Here is a 21,018-nt window from a genome sequence, read left to right on the forward strand (position 1 = left end):
CTTTAGAATTTGGACAACTTAAACACATTCAATCCGATGGCATAACCATAGGTTTTTCCTTCCTTTGTTTGATAAATTCTTATTTTATTGCACGCCCTACCCAAATCCATCTTAGACCAAGTGGCACCGCCGTCTTTTGTTTCAAATCCACTGTTTAAGGTGCCCACAAATCCATGATTTTCATTGATAAAGCCTATGCCAAATTCCCTTGCACCGGCTTCTTCCACTAAATTAATTTCCGTCCAAGTTGCACCTCCATCTACTGTTTTAGCCACTCTTTGTTGCTTTACGGTAGGATCAGGATGATAGGATTGTATGGTTACATAACCCACTTTTTCAGTTGGAAACGAGGCTTTCCACGTTGTTTCATAAGGTCTTGTTGATTGATATACTTTTTTCCAGGTTTTACCTCCATCCACTGTTTTTAAAATAAGAGCGTTGGATTGAGCAATATCCGCGTGTGTTGCCGCACAAACAATCCCCACATTTTTGTTAAACATCTTAATATCAAAAAGCATTTGACAATCCTTGCTCATGCTTTGCGATGTCCAAGTAGCTCCTCCATCGTGCGAAATCATGAGGTTGGCCGGGGTTCCTACTCTTCCTACTGCAAAAAGATGCGTTTTGGTGTCTAGTTTTCCGTGATTGATAAATTCTTCTTTTACTATATCAATTGCACACAAGCCTTTCACATAAGGACCTTTATAGGAAACCGGTTGCCAGGTTTTACCTCCGTCTTTGGTTCCATACAGAGGGATAGTATCGGTTACATTAGGAAAATAATCGGTGCCTACTGTACCCACAAAACCAACATTTTTGTCCACAAAAGCAATGGTTCTAAAAAAAGAACCCTTTTTTTCCAGTTGTTTTTCCCATGTTAAACCGCCATCGTTGGTGTGATAAATGCTTCCTAATCCATTCACATACCAACCTGTATTTTCATCTACAAATGTAATGTCGTCTTGCTTACCGGGGTAGGCCTCCGTATTCAATTTTGTCCAGGTCTGAGCTTGAGCAGTTAAGGAGGAAACAACTATCAAGACTATAAGTGTCAAAGCAACCACTATTCGTGTCATCGTTTAATTTTTTGGTAAAATTAAAACTCAACCAAATAATGTTTTTGTCAAAAATTGCTAATTTGATTTTTTGAATAAATTAGGAGAATAGCCGTACGCCGCTTTAAACGATTTGCTAAAGGAATACACATCACTAAAGCCCGATTGAAAGGACGCTTCACTCACAGAGCAGTTGTCGGACAGGAGTAACTTAGAAAAAGCTAGTCTTTTTTTAATAACATACTGGTGAGGTGTAACACCATTCACACTTTTAAAGAGCCTAATGAAATGATATTCGGAAAGAGAAGCACTTTTGGCTAAGTCAACTAATTGCATTTTTTCCGTAAAATGAGCATCAATGTGGTGAGTGACTTCCATAATAAATGAAAACAAACGTTTATTGGTCTCTTGTTTGCAAAATTTGAGTTTGGAATATTGACTGTAAATTTGCATTTGATCCGCAACTATACTGTCTGCTAAGGAGTAGAACAAATCATTTGCCGATAAAACCGGTGGTTCCAATGCAGATTGAATTTTTTTTCCCAATTGGTCAAGCTTAACGCCTAAAGAAGTGTTATTGGCCTGAAATTTTTTGTTTAGTAATTCATCCGTAAACAGATAGCTTTCAAACGGCACACTATCATCCAAATGATAATGAATGATTTCGAGTAGCTTTTGTTCGGAAATATCAATGCAAATTCCTTTAACCGGATGGGGGCTATCAATCAGAATCGATGAAAATGAGTGTTGATTGCCCACCACAAATTCACCCTTTTTGACGCAGTATCTTTTTTGATTAATCGAATAGTTTTCCTCCCCTTCGATTACGTATTTCACCGAAAAGTTTTTAAAATGCACCTTGTCATTGAACTTACTTACGCTCGAAAAACGAAGTTCGTTACCTGAATTGTCGGAGAGTATCGTTTGGTTGGTAAACAATTTTGCTATTCATTTTTTAAGATTAGTAAGCAAAGTTTTAAATTTGTTACAATGGAGCCGGTAATGGTAACAACATTTCTTCATCATTTCATCTTGTCAGGTGCAAATCGACTTGTTTTCAATTTGTTAGGGAAGAGTGTTAAAAAATCAAGTCAAAAGATCAATTCCAACTTGTTTAATTACTTGTTGTTTTCACCGGAATAATTTATTTGTGTTTCAGCAAGAGGTTTTACAGAGAGGAAATTGGACTGTTTCAATCGTTTTGAAATGATAGTAATATAAAAGCGAAATACAGTCAAATAACCCTCGAAGGTTTCAAAACCCTTCGAGGGTTATAATTATTCCAACAACATAAATTGTTTTTTTCTCATTCCGTCACTCATCATAATAAACAGGTCGTTGTTAAAAGTGCCATAAAAAGGAAGGTAATAGTTATTGCCTTTGTTATCTTGAATTTTATTGTATTCCACTTCACCGTTTACCGAATAGGTAAAATCATAAAGAGCACTGGATTCGAACCAACCTTTGGAAACCTTTGTACGACCGTCTTTTTTCTCGGTTAGGTTTTTCCCCGAATTTAAAATCACGTGGAGTTTATCGTCTTTCAAAAAGGCATTATATGAGGGTGAGCTCGCTCTTTTAAAAATACTTCTTCCCCAATTGATAGCTCCGGTTTTATCAAATTTTAAAATCAAAATATCGTCATAGTGATAATTGGTTGTCCAATAGCCGCCACCATTCATTCCGGTGGCTACGTAGGTGGTTGTAATATAGAACTCCTCCGCTAACAAAAAGGTGTTTCCATTGTTATCTCGGATGATGTAATCTACATAAAACGAGTTGAGTTCTTTTTTCTTTTTGTCGTGTCGTTCCGCTTTGGCATCGCCGTATAAGTCGTCGTACACATCTTTTGGCAAAACCGTGTTCTTTTTTGAAGAAACAGATAAGGAGGCGGTATTGATTTCAAAATTACATCCCCCTTTGATATTTCCGGCTCTTTCGTTGGAATAAAACCCGACTAAATTTAACTTGTTTTCATAATAATTAATGGCGAGTGAAGAAATGAAAAGTTCTTCCTCTAAGCTGATTTTAAGACTTTTGTAGTTGTCTTTAGAAATTTTATTTAAAATAAATTCGTAATTCGCATCGCCTTCTTTTTTTTCTGATTTTCCCTTCAAAAATAGTTTTCCTAAAGGATATACAGTCGCATTGTCATCGACAAATAGATCATTGGGTTCAAAATAATTATCCGCATCTTCTTGATACGATTTTTCAAAAACCAGAGCTAATGTCTCCGAATCAAACACATGTACTTTATAGGAGTTTAAATTCTTTTTAATGTTGTCTGTTGCAATGGCAATGTATTTCCCATTGGGTGAAATCGCTACATTGGTTCCACGTTTATTTCGACCGGTAAACAAGCCTCCTTTTTCAACATCGGCTGTAAAAAGCTGTTTTTTAGCGTGGGTATTGTTTTCTATATTAAACGTATTGCAGTACACAATTCGTTCCCGTTTACTGGGAGACATCACCGTAATGTATTTAATCTCGTCGCCATAACTCACATAGCCGTCAAAGCTTTCCTTTTTATCACTCTCAATAACTTTAGAAGTCAGTTTATTTAATTGTTTGTCAAAAACATCGACCAAAAAGTTCTTTTTGTTGGCTCGTATCAGGCCGGTTTTACCACTGGACGTAGTATGAATTGCCAACACGCCCATGTCTACCGAAATTTCATCTTTAAAAACGGCACTTTCAGTAACTTTTAATTGGGTATTTCCTTGAGCATTTGCCAGTTGGAGCGAGACAAAAAGGATTAAGCAAAAGATTTTTTTCATGACTTGAATAATTATGACGAATTTATTTAAGTTGTAAATATAGTAATACTGAATTGGATTGTGCAAGTGATAATTATTGAAATATGCTTTTTAACACTTGTTAATCCAATTGGGATTGAATGAAGCGATTAAGACTTTCTATTTTAATGAATAAAAGATAAATGATTCATTTGATTGAAGTCGAAGAGAATTAGAAAATATTTTTCTTATTTTTTTTATCCCTTAGAAACCTACCACAAATTTTTTTTTAAAAAGAGCGAAAACTCTTTTAAATAGAATTATTAAAAAATTCAAATCAAAGAAAATTTTTAAAAGATGTAGAAAATTTATGTTGTATTCTTTTAATTCATTTTAATAACTTCGTAAATAAATGGAATTACAGTACTTTACAGGTTTAGATTGGTTTAATCAGGATTAAGAATTGTATCTATTGTTGTTAAAAAAAATATTAAACTTTTATGATAGGCACTCACGACGATGTGATTCAAACATTTTTTTAATCGAGCCTAGTATTCTAAATACAAATGACGGTATTAATTTAAAGTGTTGGATTTTTCATCCATTTTATTATTAGCAGATTGCATAAATCACAAGGAATACAAATTACATATCCTAGATTGAAGCTTAGTTATTTATGTAAATCTTAACGGCAACTAATTAAAATATTTCTTTTCTCTAAACAATCTTATGAATTATATAGATGGTTTTTACAAATTTTAATTGTTATTCAATTTTCTAGCTATGACACAAAGGCGATGCATTATTTTACAAAATTAATATAGGCATAAGAATTGGAATCATATATGATACGTTTTAATCAGTAGTAATCTAAAAATAAGTCTACTGTTCCAATTTAAACAACACTTCCATATTTCCCTGCTTTAAATGAACTGTCTTTTCTTCGGGGTTAAAAACAAGTTTAATATTGGCAGGGTCAAAGGTAAATGTATGGTTTTCATAAGCCGTCATGGGTATGGCTCCTTGACCGGTGGCTTGTGTCATTAATGTGTTTTCGTTTTTAAATATAGTAAGTTTTAAGGGAAACCCATCGCTGGCATAAACTCCCAAATACTGGTCTAAGTCTTCTGATTTCAAAGTTACAGCCTTCAAGGAAAGGGTTTCGATTTTTTCATTATAAAGAATCTTCCTCACATCACTCACAGGTATTACCGTTAAAACTGTTTCATTATTCTGCAAAAGTATTATCGTTTTATCATGATCCAAATGTCTTTCGATAAAAGTAATATAACCGGCCCAACTACCGGAATGATTTACGATTTTACCATATTTTTCGTCTTGTTTAATCGCCCAACCAAAACCATAGTTCGTTTCATTTCCATCTGTGGTTTTTACAGAAGTAAAAAGGAGTGATTTATCAGTAGAATTAACCAATTTGTCGGTATATAAAGCTCTGTCCCATAGGAGTAGATCACCAAGCGTGGAATTTACCATTCCATCTCCAACAATTCCATCAAGGTAATACGTATAAAATGATTTCCCGAAACTATCCGTCAACACTTTTCTTCCTAAGCTGTCAGAAACATAACCCAAAGCATAATTATCTATTTTTTGAGGAGCATAACGACTTCTGTATACCAAGGTATTTTTCATTTTTAAGGGAGTAAAAATGTTATCTTTTAAATAGTTGGCAAAGGATTTTTTGGATGCTTTTTCAATAATTAGTCCCAGTAATGCATAGCCGGTATTGCTATATTCATATTTTTCATTGGGTTGAAAAAGTACTGCCGGTTTGTGCATTGCCATCAGATTAACAATATCTTGATTCACCGCAAATTTAGTTTTGTCCCAATGTTGTTCAAATAATTCCATATAATCGGGAAGTCCTGCGGTATGGTGTAACAATTGGCGAATGGTGATATCACCATAAAAACCTAATTCCGGGATAAATTTTGACATTTTGTCGTCGTAATTCAATTTTCCTTGTTTTGCCAATAACACAATTCCCATTGCCGTGAACTGCTTAGAAACCGAAGCTAATTCAAATACAGTTTGAGTATTGAGCTTTTGTTTGCTGTCTTCGTTGGCTAGACCATAGCTTTTTTCGAAGAGAATGTTTCCTCTTTCGGCGATTAAAACATTGCCGTTAAACGCTTTTTTTTGGTGAAGAGCGGTAAATAAACTGTCGAAACGTTCGCTTTTACTTTTTTGAGCGATAGTAAAGAGAGGAAAAGTTAAAATAAAAAGGAGCGTTATTTTTTTCATGGGAAGTTATTTAAAGTTTATTTATTGCTCTACAGTACACGTTTTAATTGCATGGCCATATTTTTGGCTAGTTTTTCATACGCTTTTGCTATCCGGTCGCCTTGATCAAAATCAAAGGTGCCCACCTCTAAGCCAATTGATTTACTAAATTCAACCTGTAGTAGAATTTGTGTTGGATTATCCGTTTCCATGATGGTAATGATAGCACTGATTTTTGCAGGTTCGGTGCCGGCTACTACATTGTATCCTGGATAAATCCAAGTGGTTTTTACATGCAGGGTATGTTTTGCCTGAATGTCTTTCCCAAAGGTGATTTTGCCATTTTCAAAACGCTTGTTGAGGTACTCGATAAATTTGGGTTCATATTTAGCGGAACGATCGGCATACCAATCCAATTTGAATTTTTCTGCTTCTCCCTCTTTATGGACTCTTTTTTCCATTTTTTCATTTAGGTAATCTTCTTCCGAATCAAAACCCTCCACCCGCATACCGGAATAGTCAAAAGTTACCATATACGAAGTAATCCCTTTTAAGTTTTTAAAATTACCTTGCAGTATTTTTTGTTGTGCATTGGTTAAACACACTCCAAAAAGTAATATAAAAAGAAAAAAATGTTTCATTATTTTGTTTGCTTGTTTTTAAATTTTCCGGCTAAATTAGTTCAATCCTTAGTCGTTTGTCTCTTTCAACGCTACTTTTTTAAAGTGTATTTAGCACATTTCTTTTGCAAAATCAGCTATGTAAAGAGAAAGTAAATAATTAAACGAATGATTATCTCTTTGTAAAGCCTTACAGATTTATAAATATACAATTTTATTTGACATATAAATTCACTTTTGATACCTTCTCAAATCATGTAATCAATTACATAATTTCTCCGAAAAATTTCCTAACATTCCATTAACAAAAGAATTGAAAAGTTAACTTTTAATTTTGTTTTAATAATTTTTGATTAACACACCGTTTTTTAACAATGAGTAGTATTGCAGGATATAAACAACACTACCATTATGATGAAAAAATTACTTTTACTTGTACTACTTATTGCTGGCAATATTGTAGCTATTGCACAGCAAAGCGGAGTTATTTCCGGAAAAATAACAGAAACCGAGGGGAATTTTTCACTTCCGGGAGCTACTATCAAACTTAATGTTGGAAATAAATACACTATTTCCAATCAAAATGGTGATTTTGAATTTTTAAACGTACCGGAAGGAACTTATCAAATCGAAGTGACCTATATCGGCTATCAAAAACAAACGAAAGATGTAACGGTAGAAGCCGGTAAAAATACTTCTATTAATTTTGTTTTACTACCCGGTTCAGAGGAACTTTCGGAGGTTGTGGTTTTGGGTGACCGTTTAAGAGGACAAGCCAAAGCAATCAATAAACAAAAAAGCAATCAAAACATTACGAATGTAATTTCTTCTGACCAAGTAGGTCGTTTTCCGGATGCAAACATTGGGGATGCTCTAAAACGCGTTCCGGGTATTACGATGCAAAATGACCAAGGGGAAGCAAGAAATATTATCATTCGTGGTTTGGCTCCCAGTTTAAATTCGGTGACCTTAAATGGAGATAGAATTCCATCCGCAGAAGGAGATAACCGTAATGTGCAAATGGATTTGATTCCGGCGGATATGATTTCGACTATCGAGGTAAACAAAACGCTTACTTCGGATATGGATGCCGATGCAATAGGGGGTTCTGTTAATTTAATTACGCGTGCCACACCGAATGGTGAACGTATTTCAGGAACGTTAGCAGGAGGATATGGTCCAATTCGTGAAAAGGGAAATTACACCGCAGGATTTGTATACGGAAACCGTTTTTTCAAAAATAAATTGGGAATTGTTTTTAGTGCTTCATACAATAACAACGATTTTGGTTCTGATAACGTGGAAGCCGTTTGGGTGAGAGGAGAAAAAGATCAAGTGTATATTGAGGAATATGATGTTAGAAAGTATGATGTACGACGCATTAGAAATTCTTTTTCATTTGCTACGGATTATAAGTTTAATGAAAATAACAGTATCTATTTGAATGCTATTTATAATTTCAGAGATGATTTGGAGAACCGTTACCGTGCCCGTTACCGTGGTATTGATCCAATTTATGATGCCAATGATGATATTATTGGTTTTGAAGGTGATGTAAGAAGACAAACTAAGGGTGGAATTGATGACAGTAAAAACAAAAACCGCCGTTTAGAAAGACAAACAGTTCAAAACTACTCGATTGGGGGTGAACATTTGTTAACGTCGAAATTGGCCATGGATTGGTCTGTGAACTATGCTCAAGCAAGCGAAGACCGACCTAACGAACGTTATATTGAGTATCAAAATCGTGGGTTGGACATGACAATGGATTTAGTAGACCCACGTTTTCCATTAATCACAGCAGTTGGAGATAATACAACTGAAGATTTTGAATTTAGAGAATTAACCCAAAATCAAGATTATACTGAAGAAAGTGAGTTAGGGGCGAAATTAAATTTTAGAATACCTTTTTCCGTCATTCAAGATCAAAAAGGAAGATTACGATTTGGAGCTCGTTTAAGGATCAAGGATAAAAATCGCGATAACATTTGGTTTGAATACAGTCCTATTTCAGAATTTGGGAATTTAAATACCATTCCCAACTCATTTTATGGAGGAGAAGATTGGCAAGCGGGTTCAAAATACATTCCCGGAAACTTTGTGAGCAACTCTTTTTTAGGCGGTTTAAATTTAAACAATACCGATTTATTTGAAAGTGAAGCCGTACCTTCGGAATACTTAGCTTCTAATTATGAAGCAAAAGAAAATATTTATGCCGGTTATATTCGTTGGGATCAGGATTTTGATGATCGATTATCTATGATTGCAGGGTTACGTGTTGAAAACACATATATTGATTACACCGCTAACTACATTTTAGATGAAGAAGAATTAGTAGGCGAAATTAATAATACTAATTCCTACACAAACGTATTGCCAAGTATCGCTTTTAAATACAATGGGAATAAAGATTGGGTTTATCGTGCAGCATTTACTACTTCCATTGCTCGCCCTAATTATTTTGCATTATCTCCGTTCATCAGTGTTATTCCTGATGATGATTCAGCTATTGATGCCGGTAACCCTAATTTAAAGGCTACTTATGCTTATAATGTGGACTTAATGGTGGAGAAGTACTACAAGTCAGTTGGTTTATTATCCGGTGGTGTATTCTATAAAAACTTGAATGATTTTATTTATACTTACCGTGATAATCAGTATACGAATGCTAAATTTGCTTCTGATTTTCCTGGACAAGTGAACCCTATACCCACTGAAAATCCGGGTAACTGGTCGCTAACTCAACAACGTAACGGGGATCAAGTAAATGTTTATGGTTTTGAAGTTGCTTTTCAACGTCAATTGGATTTTATTCCCGGTAAATTCTTTAAGGGATTGGGTCTTTATTTGAATTATACATTTACCGAGTCTGATGCAAAAGGAATTACCAATTCCGATGGTGAAGCCAGAACCGATGTTACGCTTCCCGGGACAGCCCCTCACATGTTTAACAGTTCATTATCTTGGGAAAACAATAAATTTTCTGCCCGAATTTCATTAAATTACACCTCTGATTATTTGGATGAATTGGGTGGGGAAGCTTTTGATGATCGATACTATGATAAACAGTTGTTTTTAGATGCTAATGCGTCCTACAAAATTACACCACGTTTGAGAATTTTTGCAGAAGCCAATAATTTAACCAATCAACCGTTACGTTATTATCAAGGTATTTCATCAAGAACCATGCAAATGGAATATTACCAAGCCCGATACAATTTAGGATTGAAATTTGATTTATAAGACAGGTTAATTATTCTGAAAGTGTTTGACAGGGGTAAAACCCTGTCAACATTTTTTTAATTTACATCAATAATGAAAAAAAGCATCATTATATTACTTCTTCTAGTTGTAGAATTTTCTATTGCTCAGAAGTATTTAGCCGAAGAAAAATCCGACTATAAAAGAGGGTTTATCCCCGAATTAAAGCTGGTTGATAAAAGTGTAAATTTTTTGGTTATTGGTGATTTTGGCCGACATGGTGATTATTATCAAAAAGAGGTAGCCACTCAAATGACTAAAGCCGCAGCGACGCTAGATTCGGATTTTGTCGTTTCGGTAGGCGATAACTTTTATCCCAATGGGGTGCAAAGCACACACGATTTGCAATGGAAAGCTTCTTTTGAAGATATTTATGCGAGTCATCAATTACACGAGGATTGGTTTATTACGTTGGGGAATCACGATTACAATGGCAATATTCAAGCTCAATTGGATTATTCCAAAATTAGCAGACGTTGGCATTTGCCCAGTTTGTTTTACAAAAAAACGATAGAATTGGATAATGGTGATAAAATGTTATTGGTGTTTATGGATACCAATCCGTTTATCGACAGTTATTATTCCAAAGGAGAGCAAATGGAGGAAAACGTCAAACGACAAGATACGACTGCTCAAAAAAAATGGCTTATTGAGACGTTGGATACCAATGACAAAAGTATTAAATGGAAGATTGTTATCGGACATCACCCTATGTATTCCGGAGGAAAAAGGAAGAACAGTAAAGACACTAAAAACATGGAAGATAAATTTGCTTCACTTTTTGATCAATACAAAGTAGATGCCTATTTGTGTGGACACGAACATGATTTACAGGTCATCAAACCCAAAAATCGCTATACAACCCAATTTTTATCCGGTGCCGGTTGCGAAGTTAGACCTACCGGAAATCGAGAAGGGACACTATTTGCAGTTTCCGAACCCGGTTTTATGACTTTTTCGGTTACCGAAACGAAGATGTTGGTGCAGCTTGTCAATGCCTTTGGAAAAATTGTTTACACAACCGAATTATCTAAATAAAATGAAAAGAATCGTTTTACTATCTGTAGCTAGTCTTATTTCTTGTGGTGATAAACTAGCACCTGTTCGAGAAGATGCGATAAAACCGATAGTTGTTACTCAACCTTTGCCCCACGATACGGACGACCCTGCCATATGGATTCACCCTGCTGATGCCACGAAAAGTCTTGTGGTGGGAACAGATAAAGATACCGATGGAGGTTTATATCTCTATGATTTGAATGGTAAGATTATAAAAAAATCAATAGTTTTAAAACGTCCCAACAATGTAGACATTGCCTATGGAATTATACTAGGCGGTAAAAAAATGGATATTGCCGTTACGACAGAACGAGAGACTAACAAAATCAGGTTTTTTTCGCTACCTGATTTAACACCAATTGACAACGGTGGAATAGAAGTTTTTGCAGGTGAAACCGAACGTGACCCTATGGGAATCTCGCTTTACACTCGTCCAACTGACGGAGCTGTTTTTGCCATTGTGGGAAGAAAATTCGGTCCATCGGGAACGTATCTATGGCAATACCAATTGTCGGATTCCGGTGGTGGAAATGTTCAAGCAACTGTCATTAGAAAGTTTGGAAACTTCAGCGGAAAAAAAGAGATAGAAGCCATTGCTGTTGACAATGAATTGGGTTATGTTTATTGTTCTGATGAGCAGTTTGGTATTCGAAAGTATTATGCTGACCCGGCCAAAAATGACAACACTGAACTTGCTGTTTTTGGACAAAATGATTTTAAATCTGATCATGAAGGAATAGCGATTTACAAGAAAACGGCTACGACTGGTTATATTTTAGTTTCAAATCAACAAGCCAATACTTTGGTGGTATATGCCAGAGAGGGAAACAATGGTAATCCGAATGCGTATAAAATGTTGGCTGAAATACCTACTTCAACCATTGAATGTGATGGAGCAGACGCCACCAATATTAACTTAGGCGGTAATTTTACCAACGGAATGTTTGTTGCGATGAGCAACGGAATGACTTTTCATTTTTATGATTGGAATGAAATACAAAAGTGGATTGATAAGCCCAAAAAGTAATTTTTTTGGACTCTATGAAGTGTTGTTGAATTGCTTTTTTATACACCATGTATTTATAGAATTTCAGCGATTTAACCCAAAATCGTTTTACCGTTTTAAACTAAAATGGGCTTTGAATTCTTTTTCTAACCCTTCGCGGTTGGTATACATCAAAGTAAACCAATAATCTGTAGCAGGCAGTTGTGCTCCATTATACGTTCCATCCCAACCATTGCCCCCGGACGCTTTTAAAGTTTTAAGTAATTTACCGTAGCGGTCAAAAATATAAATTAGTGATGCGGGTTGGTCTTCCAACCCATTGATATTCCAAGTGTCGTTAAACCCGTCGCCGTTTGGCGTAAAAAAAGGAGGGTACTTTAACGCATAGACTGTTAAAACTAAATCGTCACAACCGTTTAAATCCTTGACAACGATACTGTTTTCCCCTTGCAGCACATGGGTAAAATAGGGAAGCGTTTGAAACGGACCATCGTTTAAACTGAACACATACTTTCCTGAACCGCCTGTGATGCTTACGGTGATGGTTTGGTTTAATTGAAAATCAATGCCAACACTAGCTGTAGCCAATGCAATCGAAGATCCGGTGATGGTTGCGGTTGAAGACCCGGAGCAACCTGTCAGCAAGTGTGTAGCCGTTACCGTGTAGATGCCTATTTCCGTAGCTAAATGTGCATTTTGTGTTGTAGGTAGAAGATCGCCATTCAATGTCCAAACAAAAGAATAGTCTGTGGACGAAACTCCGGATTCCAATAAAACCGGCGAAATGATATCCCCTGTCACGTTATCAAGACAAACAAAAAGATTGGACAAGCCTGGAGACGTTGGATTTACCACGGTGACGGTTTTCGAAATAGTTGTATCACAGCTGCCTTGTATAAAATAGTTCAAGGTTGTAGTGCCTGACGCAAGTGCGGTTATGTTTCCGTTAGTGTCTATTGTAGCAACAGTTGTATTGTTACTTGACCAAAGGCCTCCTGTTATTGACGGTATCCAAAGTGTAGATTGTCCTACACAAAGCGTATCAATTCCTGTAATGGTCACTGTGGGAGCATTTATTGTCACCGCTAGCATTATCGGCGTAGCACATTGATTAGGATTCGGTGTAAACACATAATTTCCGCTCATGGTGTTATTGATGGTGGACGGACTCCATGTTCCCACAATTCCATTGGGTGAAGTGGTGTTCAACGTAGGAGCAGTGTCACCGTTACATAAGGTTAAAGTCGTAGCAAAATTAGGTGTGATGGAATTTGTGATAGTTACAGCCAACGTTATCGGCGTAGCACATTGATTCGGGTTCGGTGAAAACACATAATTTCCACTGGAGGTGTTATTGATAGTAGAAGGACTCCATGTTCCCACGATTCCATTGGGTGAAGCGAAATTTAGTGTTGGAGCAGTTTCTCCGTTACACAAGGTCAAACTTGTAGCAAAATCAGGTGTGATGGAATTTGTGATAGTTACAGCCAATGTTATCGGGGTAGCACACTGATTAGGATTCGGTGTAAACACATAATTTCCGTTCATGGTGTTATTGATGGTGGACGGGCTCCATGTTCCCACAATTCCATTGGGTGAAGTGGTGTTCAACGTAGGAGCAGTGTCACCGTTACATAAGGTTAAAGTCGTAGCAAAATCAGGTGTGATGGAATTTGTAATCGTTACAGCCAATGTTATCGGCGTAGCACATTGATTAGGATTCGGTGTAAACACATAATTTCCACTAATGGTATTATTGATAGTGGGCGGACTCCATGTTCCCACAATCCCATTGGGTGAAGTGGTGTTCAAGATTGGAGCAGTAGCACCGTTACATAAGGTCAAAGTCGTAGCAAAATCAGGTGTGATGGAATTTGTAATCGTCACAGCCAATGTTGTTGGTGTAGCACACTGATTCGGATTGGGTGAAAACACATAATTTCCGCTCATGGTATTATTGATGGTGGACGGACTCCATGTTCCTACAATTCCATTGGGTGAAGTGGTGTTCAACGTAGGTGCAGTGGCACCGTTACACAAAGTTAAAGTAGTCACAAAATCAGGCGTGATGGTATTTGTAATCGTAACAGCCAATGTTACTGGTGTAGCACATTGATTCGTATTAGGAGTAAACAAATAATTTCCGCTAGAGTTGTTATCGATAGTTGACGGACTCCAAGTTCCTACAATTCCATTGGGTGAAGTGGTGTTCAACATTGGAGCAGTGTCACCGTTACACAAAGTCAAACTTGTAGCAAAATCAGGTGTGATGGAATTTGTAATAGTCACAGTCAAGGTTATCGGCGTAGCACATTGATTAGGATTCGGTGTAAACACATAATTTCCGCTCATGGTATTATTGATGGTGGACGGACTCCATGTTCCTACAATTCCATTAGGTGAAGTGGTGTTCAACATTGGAGCGGTGGCACCATTACACAAAGTCAAAGTCGTAGCAAAATTAGGTGTGATGGAATTTGTGATAGTTACAGCCAACGTTATCGGCGTAGCACATTGATTAGGATTCGGTGTAAACACATAATTTCCACTTATGGTATTATTGATGGTGGACGGACTCCATGTTCCCACAATTCCATTGTGTGAAGTGGTGTTCAACGTAGGAGCAGTGTCACCGTTACATAAAGTTAAAGTAGTTGCAAAATCAGGTGTGATGGAATTTGTAATAGTCACAGTCAATGTTATCGGCGTAGCACATTGATTAGGATTCGGTGTAAACAAATAATTTCCGCTCATGGTGTTATTGATGGTGGAAGGACTCCATGTTCCTACAATTCCATTGGGTGAAGTGGTGTTCAACGTAGGTGCAGTAGCACTGTTACACAAAGTCAAACTTGTAGCATAATCAGGTGTGATGGAATTTGTGATGGTTACAGCCAATATTATCGGCGTAGCACACTGATTCGGATTGGGATTAAATACATAATTTCCGCTCATGGTGTTATTGATGGTGGAAGGGCTCCATGTTCCTACAATTCCATTGGGTGAAGTGGTGTTTAGTGTTGGAGCAGTTTCGCCACTGCATAAGGTCAAAGAGGTTGCAAAATTTGGTGTAATCGGATTGGTAATTGTAATGGAAACCGTATCTGTGATGGAAAGACCACAGCTGTTTATGGCTGTTAATGTAACTATAATCGTTCCGCTAGCATTTGAAGGAATTGTAAAGGAAGTTGCCAATGAATTAACATTAGTAAAACTTCCTGTTGAGGCCGACCAAGTTAGAGTTTGATATCCTTCGGCTGTGCCGGAAAGAGAAATGGTCTCTCCTGCACAAATTGTCATTCCTGAAGTAAGAATATCGACTATAAAGGGAGGAACCGGTGCGAAACAACCATAATTTGTATAGGTTGCATTACCGGATGGAGTAAACAAAACTGTTGCTCCGTCACCCGCAACATTAATGCCAAAAGAATTTATCAACTGAGATCGATCATAGGTTACGGAATCAAAACAACCTCCAAAGTTCATCGTCAATGTTCGGTTCCCTACACCAAAATTGGCAAAGTGTCCTGTAGTAGTGGTCGAATTATTTTGAAATAAGATATAAATATCTTCCGTCAATGCACCAAAAGAGTTTTGGGTAGTATCCATATTAAAACTGGTCACCAAGATTACGGTAGCATTTGCCGGTAAAATACCACTCGTTGGTTCCAGTAATTCGGCACATCCACCCAAGCTAACTATATCAGCATTCAAATCGGCTACTTTTGTGGCTGTAGTTGCATTTTGAACGAGTCCTTGCCAAGGATTGTTCGGCCAATTGACATTTAATGTTCCAACATTTAGGGGAGCAGGGCCAACTTTAAAACGGACCATTTCATTAAGTCCTTCTTGCCCGCCACAAGCATCAATAAAAATACTTTCGATTTCAAAACATTGGGCACCTGCGTTTTGAATAAACAGCAAGAAAAGGAATAATTGTAGGAAAGTTTTTTTCAATTCAATAAAATAATTGCAAAGGTAAAATAACTCCCATTCAATGAGAAAATGTAATCGTTAATAAATCGTTACGGATATGAAATTAATAATAGGACGTGTATATCTTTAACGATAAATAAAAATCAATGAGGTAATTCCAAAATAGTGAATTAATTAAACTACTTTTGCCGAAAATTAGAGCGTGTTTGTCACGTTTGTAAATAGCACTTATGAACTCAAAAAAAATTGCCAAATATCGAAAATTATTGGATGTGACCAAAATGGCAACCTTGAAAGAATTAAAAACGGTCTACCGTAATAGTATGAAAGAAGACCACCCTGATACTATTGCAGATCCAGCTGAACGTTTGATAGCAGAAGAGCGAAGTAAAGCAATCATTGAAGCCTATCATTTTTTGGTCAGTATCGCACCGGAAACCCAAGAAAAAGTAAAAGAAGAGTATTTGAAAACGACGACTACTTCCGGTATTTTGGAATTTTATTATGAAGACGGGGTGTTAAATATTCATTTTTTAGATGGAAATAAATTTGAATATTTTGGTGTGCCTAAAGTAACTTACATCAAAATGATTAATGCTGAATCACCGGCTCGTTTTGCACGGAGACATGTTTATCATGAGTTTTTATACCGTAGTGCAAGCAAATTGGTAGCTGCAGAATAATACGCTTATCGAAATATAAATGTAAAGTGCTGAATTTTCGGCACTTTTTTTCTTTATACAGTTTAGGTAGTTATGGGTTATGGTTAAAATGTAATTTTTTTGAAAAATTATATAACACAGAAAATAAGTTATGGTTGCACCTTTGTACTACATTAATAGACGTTTAACCTAAAATTAGTGAGCGATGCGAGACAAATCAAAAAACATTGAAAATAAAAGTAACGTCGTAAATGATGAAAAAAAACAAGCTAAGAAAAAATCAATTACGATGAGTCATAAAGAGATTCTAAAGGCTAACGGAATGGAAGAACCAGATATTTGGAATTTACCAAAAGAATAAAAGAGCAAGGCACTCCAACCTTGCCAGCCATCCGGAGTTCAACATTCGGGGCCGAACTCCGGTTGGTTTTTTAAAAATCTAAACTTTCAACATTCCTCTGAAACCTCTTGCCCCATAATACGACTGAGCTCCATTATGATATATAAAGACATGATTGTATCGACGGTCAGCAAACAAAGCACCACCTAATTTTCTAATTTCTTCCGGCGTTTTTATCCAACTTGATGTTTTAGTATCAAATTTTCCCAATTGCTGTAATTCACGGTATTGTTCTTCAGATAAAAGTTCAATTCCCATTGCTGTAGCCATATCAATAGCGTTGTTTTCAGGTTTGTGTTCTTTTCTTAAATCCAGAGCTTCACGGTCAAAGCAAGTGCTTCTTCGCCCTATCGGACTCTCAGTGGCACAATCCATGAAAATATATTCTCCTGTTTTTTCATCAAAACCAACTATGTCGGGTTCTCCTCCGGTTTTTTCCATCTCATTCAACGACCATAATTTTTCAGGATTTTTTTCTAATTTATTTTGCACATCTTGCCAATTTATATTTTGATGACGAATAACGTTTTTTTCAAAACGAAGTTGTAACAAGTTCATCAACTCTTTTTTTTGGTCTGTGGATAATAATTTACTGTTTTTCATGATATTAAAAATGCGGTTATTTCAAATTTAATAAATATTCAAGAATAGACAAACAAAAAAGAAACCTTACCTTTGCAAAAACTATGCACATGGCACACAAAGCAGGATTCGTCAACATCATCGGAAATCCAAATGTAGGAAAGTCGACTTTAATGAATGCTTTTATCGGTGAGAAATTATCCATTATCACTTCTAAAGCTCAAACCACCAGACACCGAATTTTGGGGATTGTGAACGGAGAAGACTTTCAGATGGTTTTATCCGACACACCCGGAATCATCAAACCGGCGTATGAAATGCAAGAATCGATGATGCAATTTGTTAAATCTGCTTTTGAAGATGCCGACGTGTTGATTTATATGGTTGAAATAGGGGAAAAGGAATTAAAAGACGAAGCTTTTTTTAAACGAATCATTCACAGTGAAATCCCGGTTTTACTTTTATTGAATAAAATCGATAAATCCAACCAACAACAATTGGAAGAACAAGTTAATTTGTGGAAAGAAAAAGTGCCAAATGCAGAAATTTTTGCCATCTCTGCGTTAGAAAATTTCAACGTTAAAGAAGTATTCGAACGCATTATATCTTTATTACCGGAATCACCACCGTATTATCCAAAAGACACATTGACCGATAAACCGGAACGTTTTTTTGTAAACGAAACCATTCGCGAAAAAATCCTAATTAATTACGACAAAGAAATTCCGTATGCCGTTGAGGTAGAAACCGAAGAATTTATTGAAGACGACAACATCATCCGAATCCGTTCCATCATTATGGTTGAACGCGACACGCAAAAAGGAATCATCATTGGTCACAAAGGTGCTGCTCTTAAAAGAGTTGGAATGCAAGCCCGGGAAGATTTAGAAAAATTCTTCGGTAAACAAATCCACATCGAACTCTTTGTGAAAGTGAGTAAAGATTGGCGTAGTAATGCGTTTCAATTGAGGAGGTTGGGGTATAATCAGAAGTAAAGGTTGCGGGTTAAAAGTTTCAGGTTTCAGGTTTCAAGTTGAGAATTGTTAAAGAAGAAAGTGTTCTCAAAAAGAATCCCTTTAAATCCATTACACCAAAGCTATCAAATCCGCGAAAATCCAATCAATCCGCCAAATCCGTGTTCCAATAAAAATAGAACGAAGCGACCTTCTGTTCCTGGTGCCATCCTTGTGTTCTTCGTGGTTAAAAGAAAAAAATTACTCCAAAATTTTCTCCATCAACACCTCCAATTCCCTTGCTTGTTTCAACCCTTTTTTCCGATTCAATCGTGCAACAAAATAAAGCAAAAACCAAGCATTTACCATGGCAAACATCACCAATAAATCAAATTTGTATGATTGATCCAGCGACCATTTTGAAAACGCAATGACTGTAAAAATAACAAAAATTCCACCTACTACAAAGTGAAGAAACATAAATAAAGTCCACAACACAGGGTCCGGACCAAATAAACCGCGAATAAAAGTATTGCCGTCTTCCATTTTTTCAATTTCTAAATGCAAATGAGGCGAATGTTTTTCACGGTGTAACAATCCAATGTGCAACCAAATATGATGACCCGAAATCTTGATTTTATAATCCGGTTCAACCGTTTCTTTCAATTTTTCGCAACTGGCTAAAATCGAATCATAAGATTTCGTTACCACTTTATCAAATCGATACCGCAACGGTAATTGGTCATCTAAATTCATACAAATGGGAGTAAAATTGAATACTAATTTACGAAATAATACTTTAAACGGAAAACAAACCATATTATTTTTAGACTAATCAACAATCCAATATTTGAACAATCTAACAAACTAGCCAATTAGGGAAAAAGTGTTCCACTTCCATCCTTGACGCAAACCCTGCTCCAAACAAATTAAAGCACTTCAAATCAACCTTTAAACTTCAAACAAAAAAGACTACCTTTGCAAAATATTTAGAATTGGAATTATGAGTACTATTGTGGCCATTGTAGGAAGACCAAACGTTGGAAAATCAACACTTTTTAACCGTTTAATCAAACGTAGAGAAGCGATTGTAGATTCGGTGAGTGGTGTTACCCGAGACCGAAATTATGGAAAGAGCGAATGGAACGGAAAAGAATTTTCGGTAATCGATACTGGTGGTTATATCAAAGGTTCAGACGATATTTTTGAAGCTGAAATTCGCAAACAAGTAGAGTTAGCTATTGATGAGGCGGATGTTATCATGTTTGTAGTGGATGTAGAAGAAGGCATCACACCTATGGACGATGAAGTGGCTAAATTACTTCGAAAAATCACCAAACCGGTTATTGTAGTGGTAAACAAAGTGGATAATGCCATGCGTGAAAAAGATGCTTATGAATTCTACAACCTTGGTTTAGGTGATTATATCACTATTTCCAGTACGTCAGGTAGTGGAACTGGTGAGTTACTGGACGAATTAATTAAAGTTTTTCCAAACAAACCCGAACCCACGCAGGAAGAGTTAGAATTACCTCGTTTTGCCGTAGTGGGTCGTCCCAATGCCGGAAAATCAAGTTTTATCAATGCTTTGATTGGCGTTGATCGTTATATTGTGACCGATATTGCCGGAACAACACGTGATTCTATTGACACGAAATACAACCGTTTCGGATTCGAATTTAACTTGGTGGATACAGCCGGTATTCGACGTAAAGCAAAAGTAAAAGAAGACTTGGAGTTTTATTCTGTGATGCGTTCAGTACGTGCTATCGAACATTCGGATGTTTGTGTTTTAATGATTGATGCCACCCGTGGTTTTGAAGGTCAAGACCAAAGTATCTTCTGGTTAGCCGCTAAAAACCGAAAAGGTATTATCATCTTAGTCAATAAGTGGGATTTGGTTGAAAAAGACACGATGTCTACTTGCGATTACGAAGCGAAAATCAGAAAAGAGTTAGAACCTTTTACGGATGTCACTATTTTATTTGTTTCTGCTTTAACAAAGCAAAGGTTGTTGAAAGCCTTAGAAGAGACTGTAAAAGTTTATGAAAACAGAAAGCAACGTATTGCGACTTCAAAGTTCAATGACCACATGTTAAAGCTCATTGAAGCGTATCCTCCACCAGCTTTAAAAGGGAAATATGTAAAAATTAAATACTGTATGCAATTGCCAACGCCAACACCTCAGTTTGTGTTTTTTGCCAATTTACCACAGTATGTAAAAGAACCTTACAAACGCTTTTTAGAAAATAAAATCCGTGAAAACTGGGATTTTTCAGGGGTGCCGATTGATATTTATATTAGAGAGAAGTAAAAATAGATTTTTTAAAACCTTATTCAACTAAGGTTTTTTTGTTTGATTAAAGTTTAAATTCTTATTTTAAATCAATGTTGTCCGATAAAAAATAAATAAAAAAGAAGCCAAATTAATGGCTTCTTAAAACTTATCGTAATTTAGAGTTGCAAAACAAAAAAAACGATGAGTAAAAGTAGTTATTTTTCTAG

Annotated in this window: 15 protein-coding genes; 7 read left to right on the plus strand and 8 right to left on the minus strand. The window is 36.3% G+C overall.

Annotated elements, in window-relative coordinates:
• Window positions 1–2: 2 nt before the first annotated feature.
• The 5 genes from ACIQ0M_RS10965 to ACIQ0M_RS10985 form a co-directional block, all read right to left on the minus strand.
• Window positions 3–1,076: a WD40/YVTN/BNR-like repeat-containing protein gene (locus tag ACIQ0M_RS10965; protein WP_396152170.1), complete on the minus strand. Its 1,074-nt coding sequence runs from the start codon at window positions 1,074–1,076 to the stop codon at window positions 3–5.
• 57 nt (window positions 1,077–1,133) lie between these two features.
• Window positions 1,134–1,892, minus strand: coding sequence for a helix-turn-helix domain-containing protein (locus ACIQ0M_RS10970; RefSeq protein WP_396152172.1), 759 nt, complete (start codon window positions 1,890–1,892; stop codon window positions 1,134–1,136).
• A 440-nt stretch (window positions 1,893–2,332) separates the two neighbouring features.
• A complete protein-coding gene (locus tag ACIQ0M_RS10975) occupies window positions 2,333–3,832 on the minus strand; it encodes a hypothetical protein (RefSeq protein WP_396152174.1) in 1,500 nt (499 codons plus the stop codon).
• A gap of 840 nt (window positions 3,833–4,672) precedes the next feature.
• Window positions 4,673–6,055 (minus strand): serine hydrolase domain-containing protein, encoded by a 1,383-nt coding sequence (locus ACIQ0M_RS10980; RefSeq protein WP_396152176.1) that lies wholly within the window; start codon window positions 6,053–6,055, stop codon window positions 4,673–4,675.
• Window positions 6,056–6,084: 29 nt separating this feature from the next.
• Window positions 6,085–6,675, minus strand: a complete 591-nt coding sequence (locus ACIQ0M_RS10985) for a hypothetical protein (RefSeq protein WP_396152178.1) — start codon at window positions 6,673–6,675, stop codon at window positions 6,085–6,087.
• Window positions 6,676–7,068: 393 nt separating this feature from the next.
• Between ACIQ0M_RS10985 and ACIQ0M_RS10990 the strand changes: the two genes are divergently transcribed.
• The 3 genes from ACIQ0M_RS10990 (at window position 7,069) to ACIQ0M_RS11000 (ending at window position 12,001) form a co-directional block, all read left to right on the plus strand.
• A complete protein-coding gene (locus tag ACIQ0M_RS10990; protein WP_396152180.1) occupies window positions 7,069–9,897 on the plus strand; it encodes a TonB-dependent receptor in 2,829 nt (942 codons plus the stop codon).
• Window positions 9,898–9,969: 72 nt separating this feature from the next.
• Complete coding sequence (locus tag ACIQ0M_RS10995; protein WP_396152182.1) at window positions 9,970–10,953, plus strand: metallophosphoesterase; 984 nt, start codon at window positions 9,970–9,972, stop codon at window positions 10,951–10,953.
• Between the two features lies 1 nt (window position 10,954).
• Window positions 10,955–12,001, plus strand: a complete 1,047-nt coding sequence (locus tag ACIQ0M_RS11000) for a phytase (RefSeq protein ID WP_396152184.1) — start codon at window positions 10,955–10,957, stop codon at window positions 11,999–12,001.
• 87 nt (window positions 12,002–12,088) lie between these two features.
• On the opposite strand, the gene ACIQ0M_RS11005 is transcribed toward ACIQ0M_RS11000, so the two are convergent.
• Entirely contained in the window at window positions 12,089–15,937 is a 3,849-nt protein-coding gene (locus ACIQ0M_RS11005) for a T9SS type B sorting domain-containing protein (RefSeq protein WP_396152186.1), read from the minus strand.
• A gap of 209 nt (window positions 15,938–16,146) precedes the next feature.
• Between ACIQ0M_RS11005 and ACIQ0M_RS11010 the strand changes: the two genes are divergently transcribed.
• Entirely contained in the window at window positions 16,147–16,599 is a 453-nt protein-coding gene (locus tag ACIQ0M_RS11010; RefSeq protein WP_396152188.1) for a KTSC domain-containing protein, read from the plus strand.
• 184 nt (window positions 16,600–16,783) lie between these two features.
• Entirely contained in the window at window positions 16,784–16,939 is a 156-nt protein-coding gene (locus ACIQ0M_RS11015; protein ID WP_396152190.1) for a hypothetical protein, read from the plus strand.
• Between the two features lie 78 nt (window positions 16,940–17,017).
• Here the strand turns inward: ACIQ0M_RS11015 and ACIQ0M_RS11020 are convergent, their stop codons facing one another.
• Complete coding sequence (locus ACIQ0M_RS11020) at window positions 17,018–17,581, minus strand: DUF4256 domain-containing protein (protein WP_396152192.1); 564 nt, start codon at window positions 17,579–17,581, stop codon at window positions 17,018–17,020.
• An 89-nt stretch (window positions 17,582–17,670) separates the two neighbouring features.
• Between ACIQ0M_RS11020 and era the strand changes: the two genes are divergently transcribed.
• The gene (gene era, locus ACIQ0M_RS11025; protein WP_396152194.1) at window positions 17,671–18,555 is read left to right on the plus strand and encodes a GTPase Era; all 885 of its coding nucleotides are present in this window, start codon (window positions 17,671–17,673) and stop codon (window positions 18,553–18,555) included.
• A 219-nt stretch (window positions 18,556–18,774) separates the two neighbouring features.
• Here era and ACIQ0M_RS11030 read toward each other — a convergent pair whose 3' ends face one another.
• On the minus strand, window positions 18,775–19,269 hold the full coding sequence (locus tag ACIQ0M_RS11030; protein ID WP_396152196.1) for a hypothetical protein: 495 nt from the start codon (window positions 19,267–19,269) through the stop codon (window positions 18,775–18,777).
• Window positions 19,270–19,516: 247 nt separating this feature from the next.
• Between ACIQ0M_RS11030 and der the strand changes: the two genes are divergently transcribed.
• Complete coding sequence (gene der, locus ACIQ0M_RS11035; protein WP_396152198.1) at window positions 19,517–20,827, plus strand: ribosome biogenesis GTPase Der; 1,311 nt, start codon at window positions 19,517–19,519, stop codon at window positions 20,825–20,827.
• The last annotated feature ends 191 nt before the right edge of the window (window positions 20,828–21,018 follow it).

The organism is Flavobacterium sp., from assembly GCF_044339515.1.
Classification (GTDB): domain Bacteria; phylum Bacteroidota; class Bacteroidia; order Flavobacteriales; family Flavobacteriaceae; genus Flavobacterium.

Bases quoted from the DNA above. Each gene is read 5' to 3' on its own strand.
- era (WP_396152194.1), top strand. From the start codon at position 17,671: ATGGCACACAAAGCAGGATTCGTCAACATCATCGGAAATCCAAATGTA.
- ACIQ0M_RS11030 (WP_396152196.1), bottom strand. From the start codon at position 19,269: ATGAATTTAGATGACCAATTACCGTTGCGGTATCGATTTGATAAAGTG.
- ACIQ0M_RS10980 (WP_396152176.1), bottom strand. From the start codon at position 6,055: ATGAAAAAAATAACGCTCCTTTTTATTTTAACTTTTCCTCTCTTTACT.
- ACIQ0M_RS11000 (WP_396152184.1), top strand. From the start codon at position 10,955: ATGAAAAGAATCGTTTTACTATCTGTAGCTAGTCTTATTTCTTGTGGT.
- ACIQ0M_RS10990 (WP_396152180.1), top strand. From the start codon at position 7,069: ATGAAAAAATTACTTTTACTTGTACTACTTATTGCTGGCAATATTGTA.
- ACIQ0M_RS10995 (WP_396152182.1), top strand. From the start codon at position 9,970: ATGAAAAAAAGCATCATTATATTACTTCTTCTAGTTGTAGAATTTTCT.
- ACIQ0M_RS10965 (WP_396152170.1), bottom strand. From the start codon at position 1,076: ATGACACGAATAGTGGTTGCTTTGACACTTATAGTCTTGATAGTTGTT.
- ACIQ0M_RS11015 (WP_396152190.1), top strand. From the start codon at position 16,784: ATGCGAGACAAATCAAAAAACATTGAAAATAAAAGTAACGTCGTAAAT.
- ACIQ0M_RS11020 (WP_396152192.1), bottom strand. From the start codon at position 17,581: ATGAAAAACAGTAAATTATTATCCACAGACCAAAAAAAAGAGTTGATG.
- ACIQ0M_RS10975 (WP_396152174.1), bottom strand. From the start codon at position 3,832: ATGAAAAAAATCTTTTGCTTAATCCTTTTTGTCTCGCTCCAACTGGCA.
- ACIQ0M_RS11010 (WP_396152188.1), top strand. From the start codon at position 16,147: ATGAACTCAAAAAAAATTGCCAAATATCGAAAATTATTGGATGTGACC.
- ACIQ0M_RS10985 (WP_396152178.1), bottom strand. From the start codon at position 6,675: ATGAAACATTTTTTTCTTTTTATATTACTTTTTGGAGTGTGTTTAACC.
- der (WP_396152198.1), top strand. From the start codon at position 19,517: ATGAGTACTATTGTGGCCATTGTAGGAAGACCAAACGTTGGAAAATCA.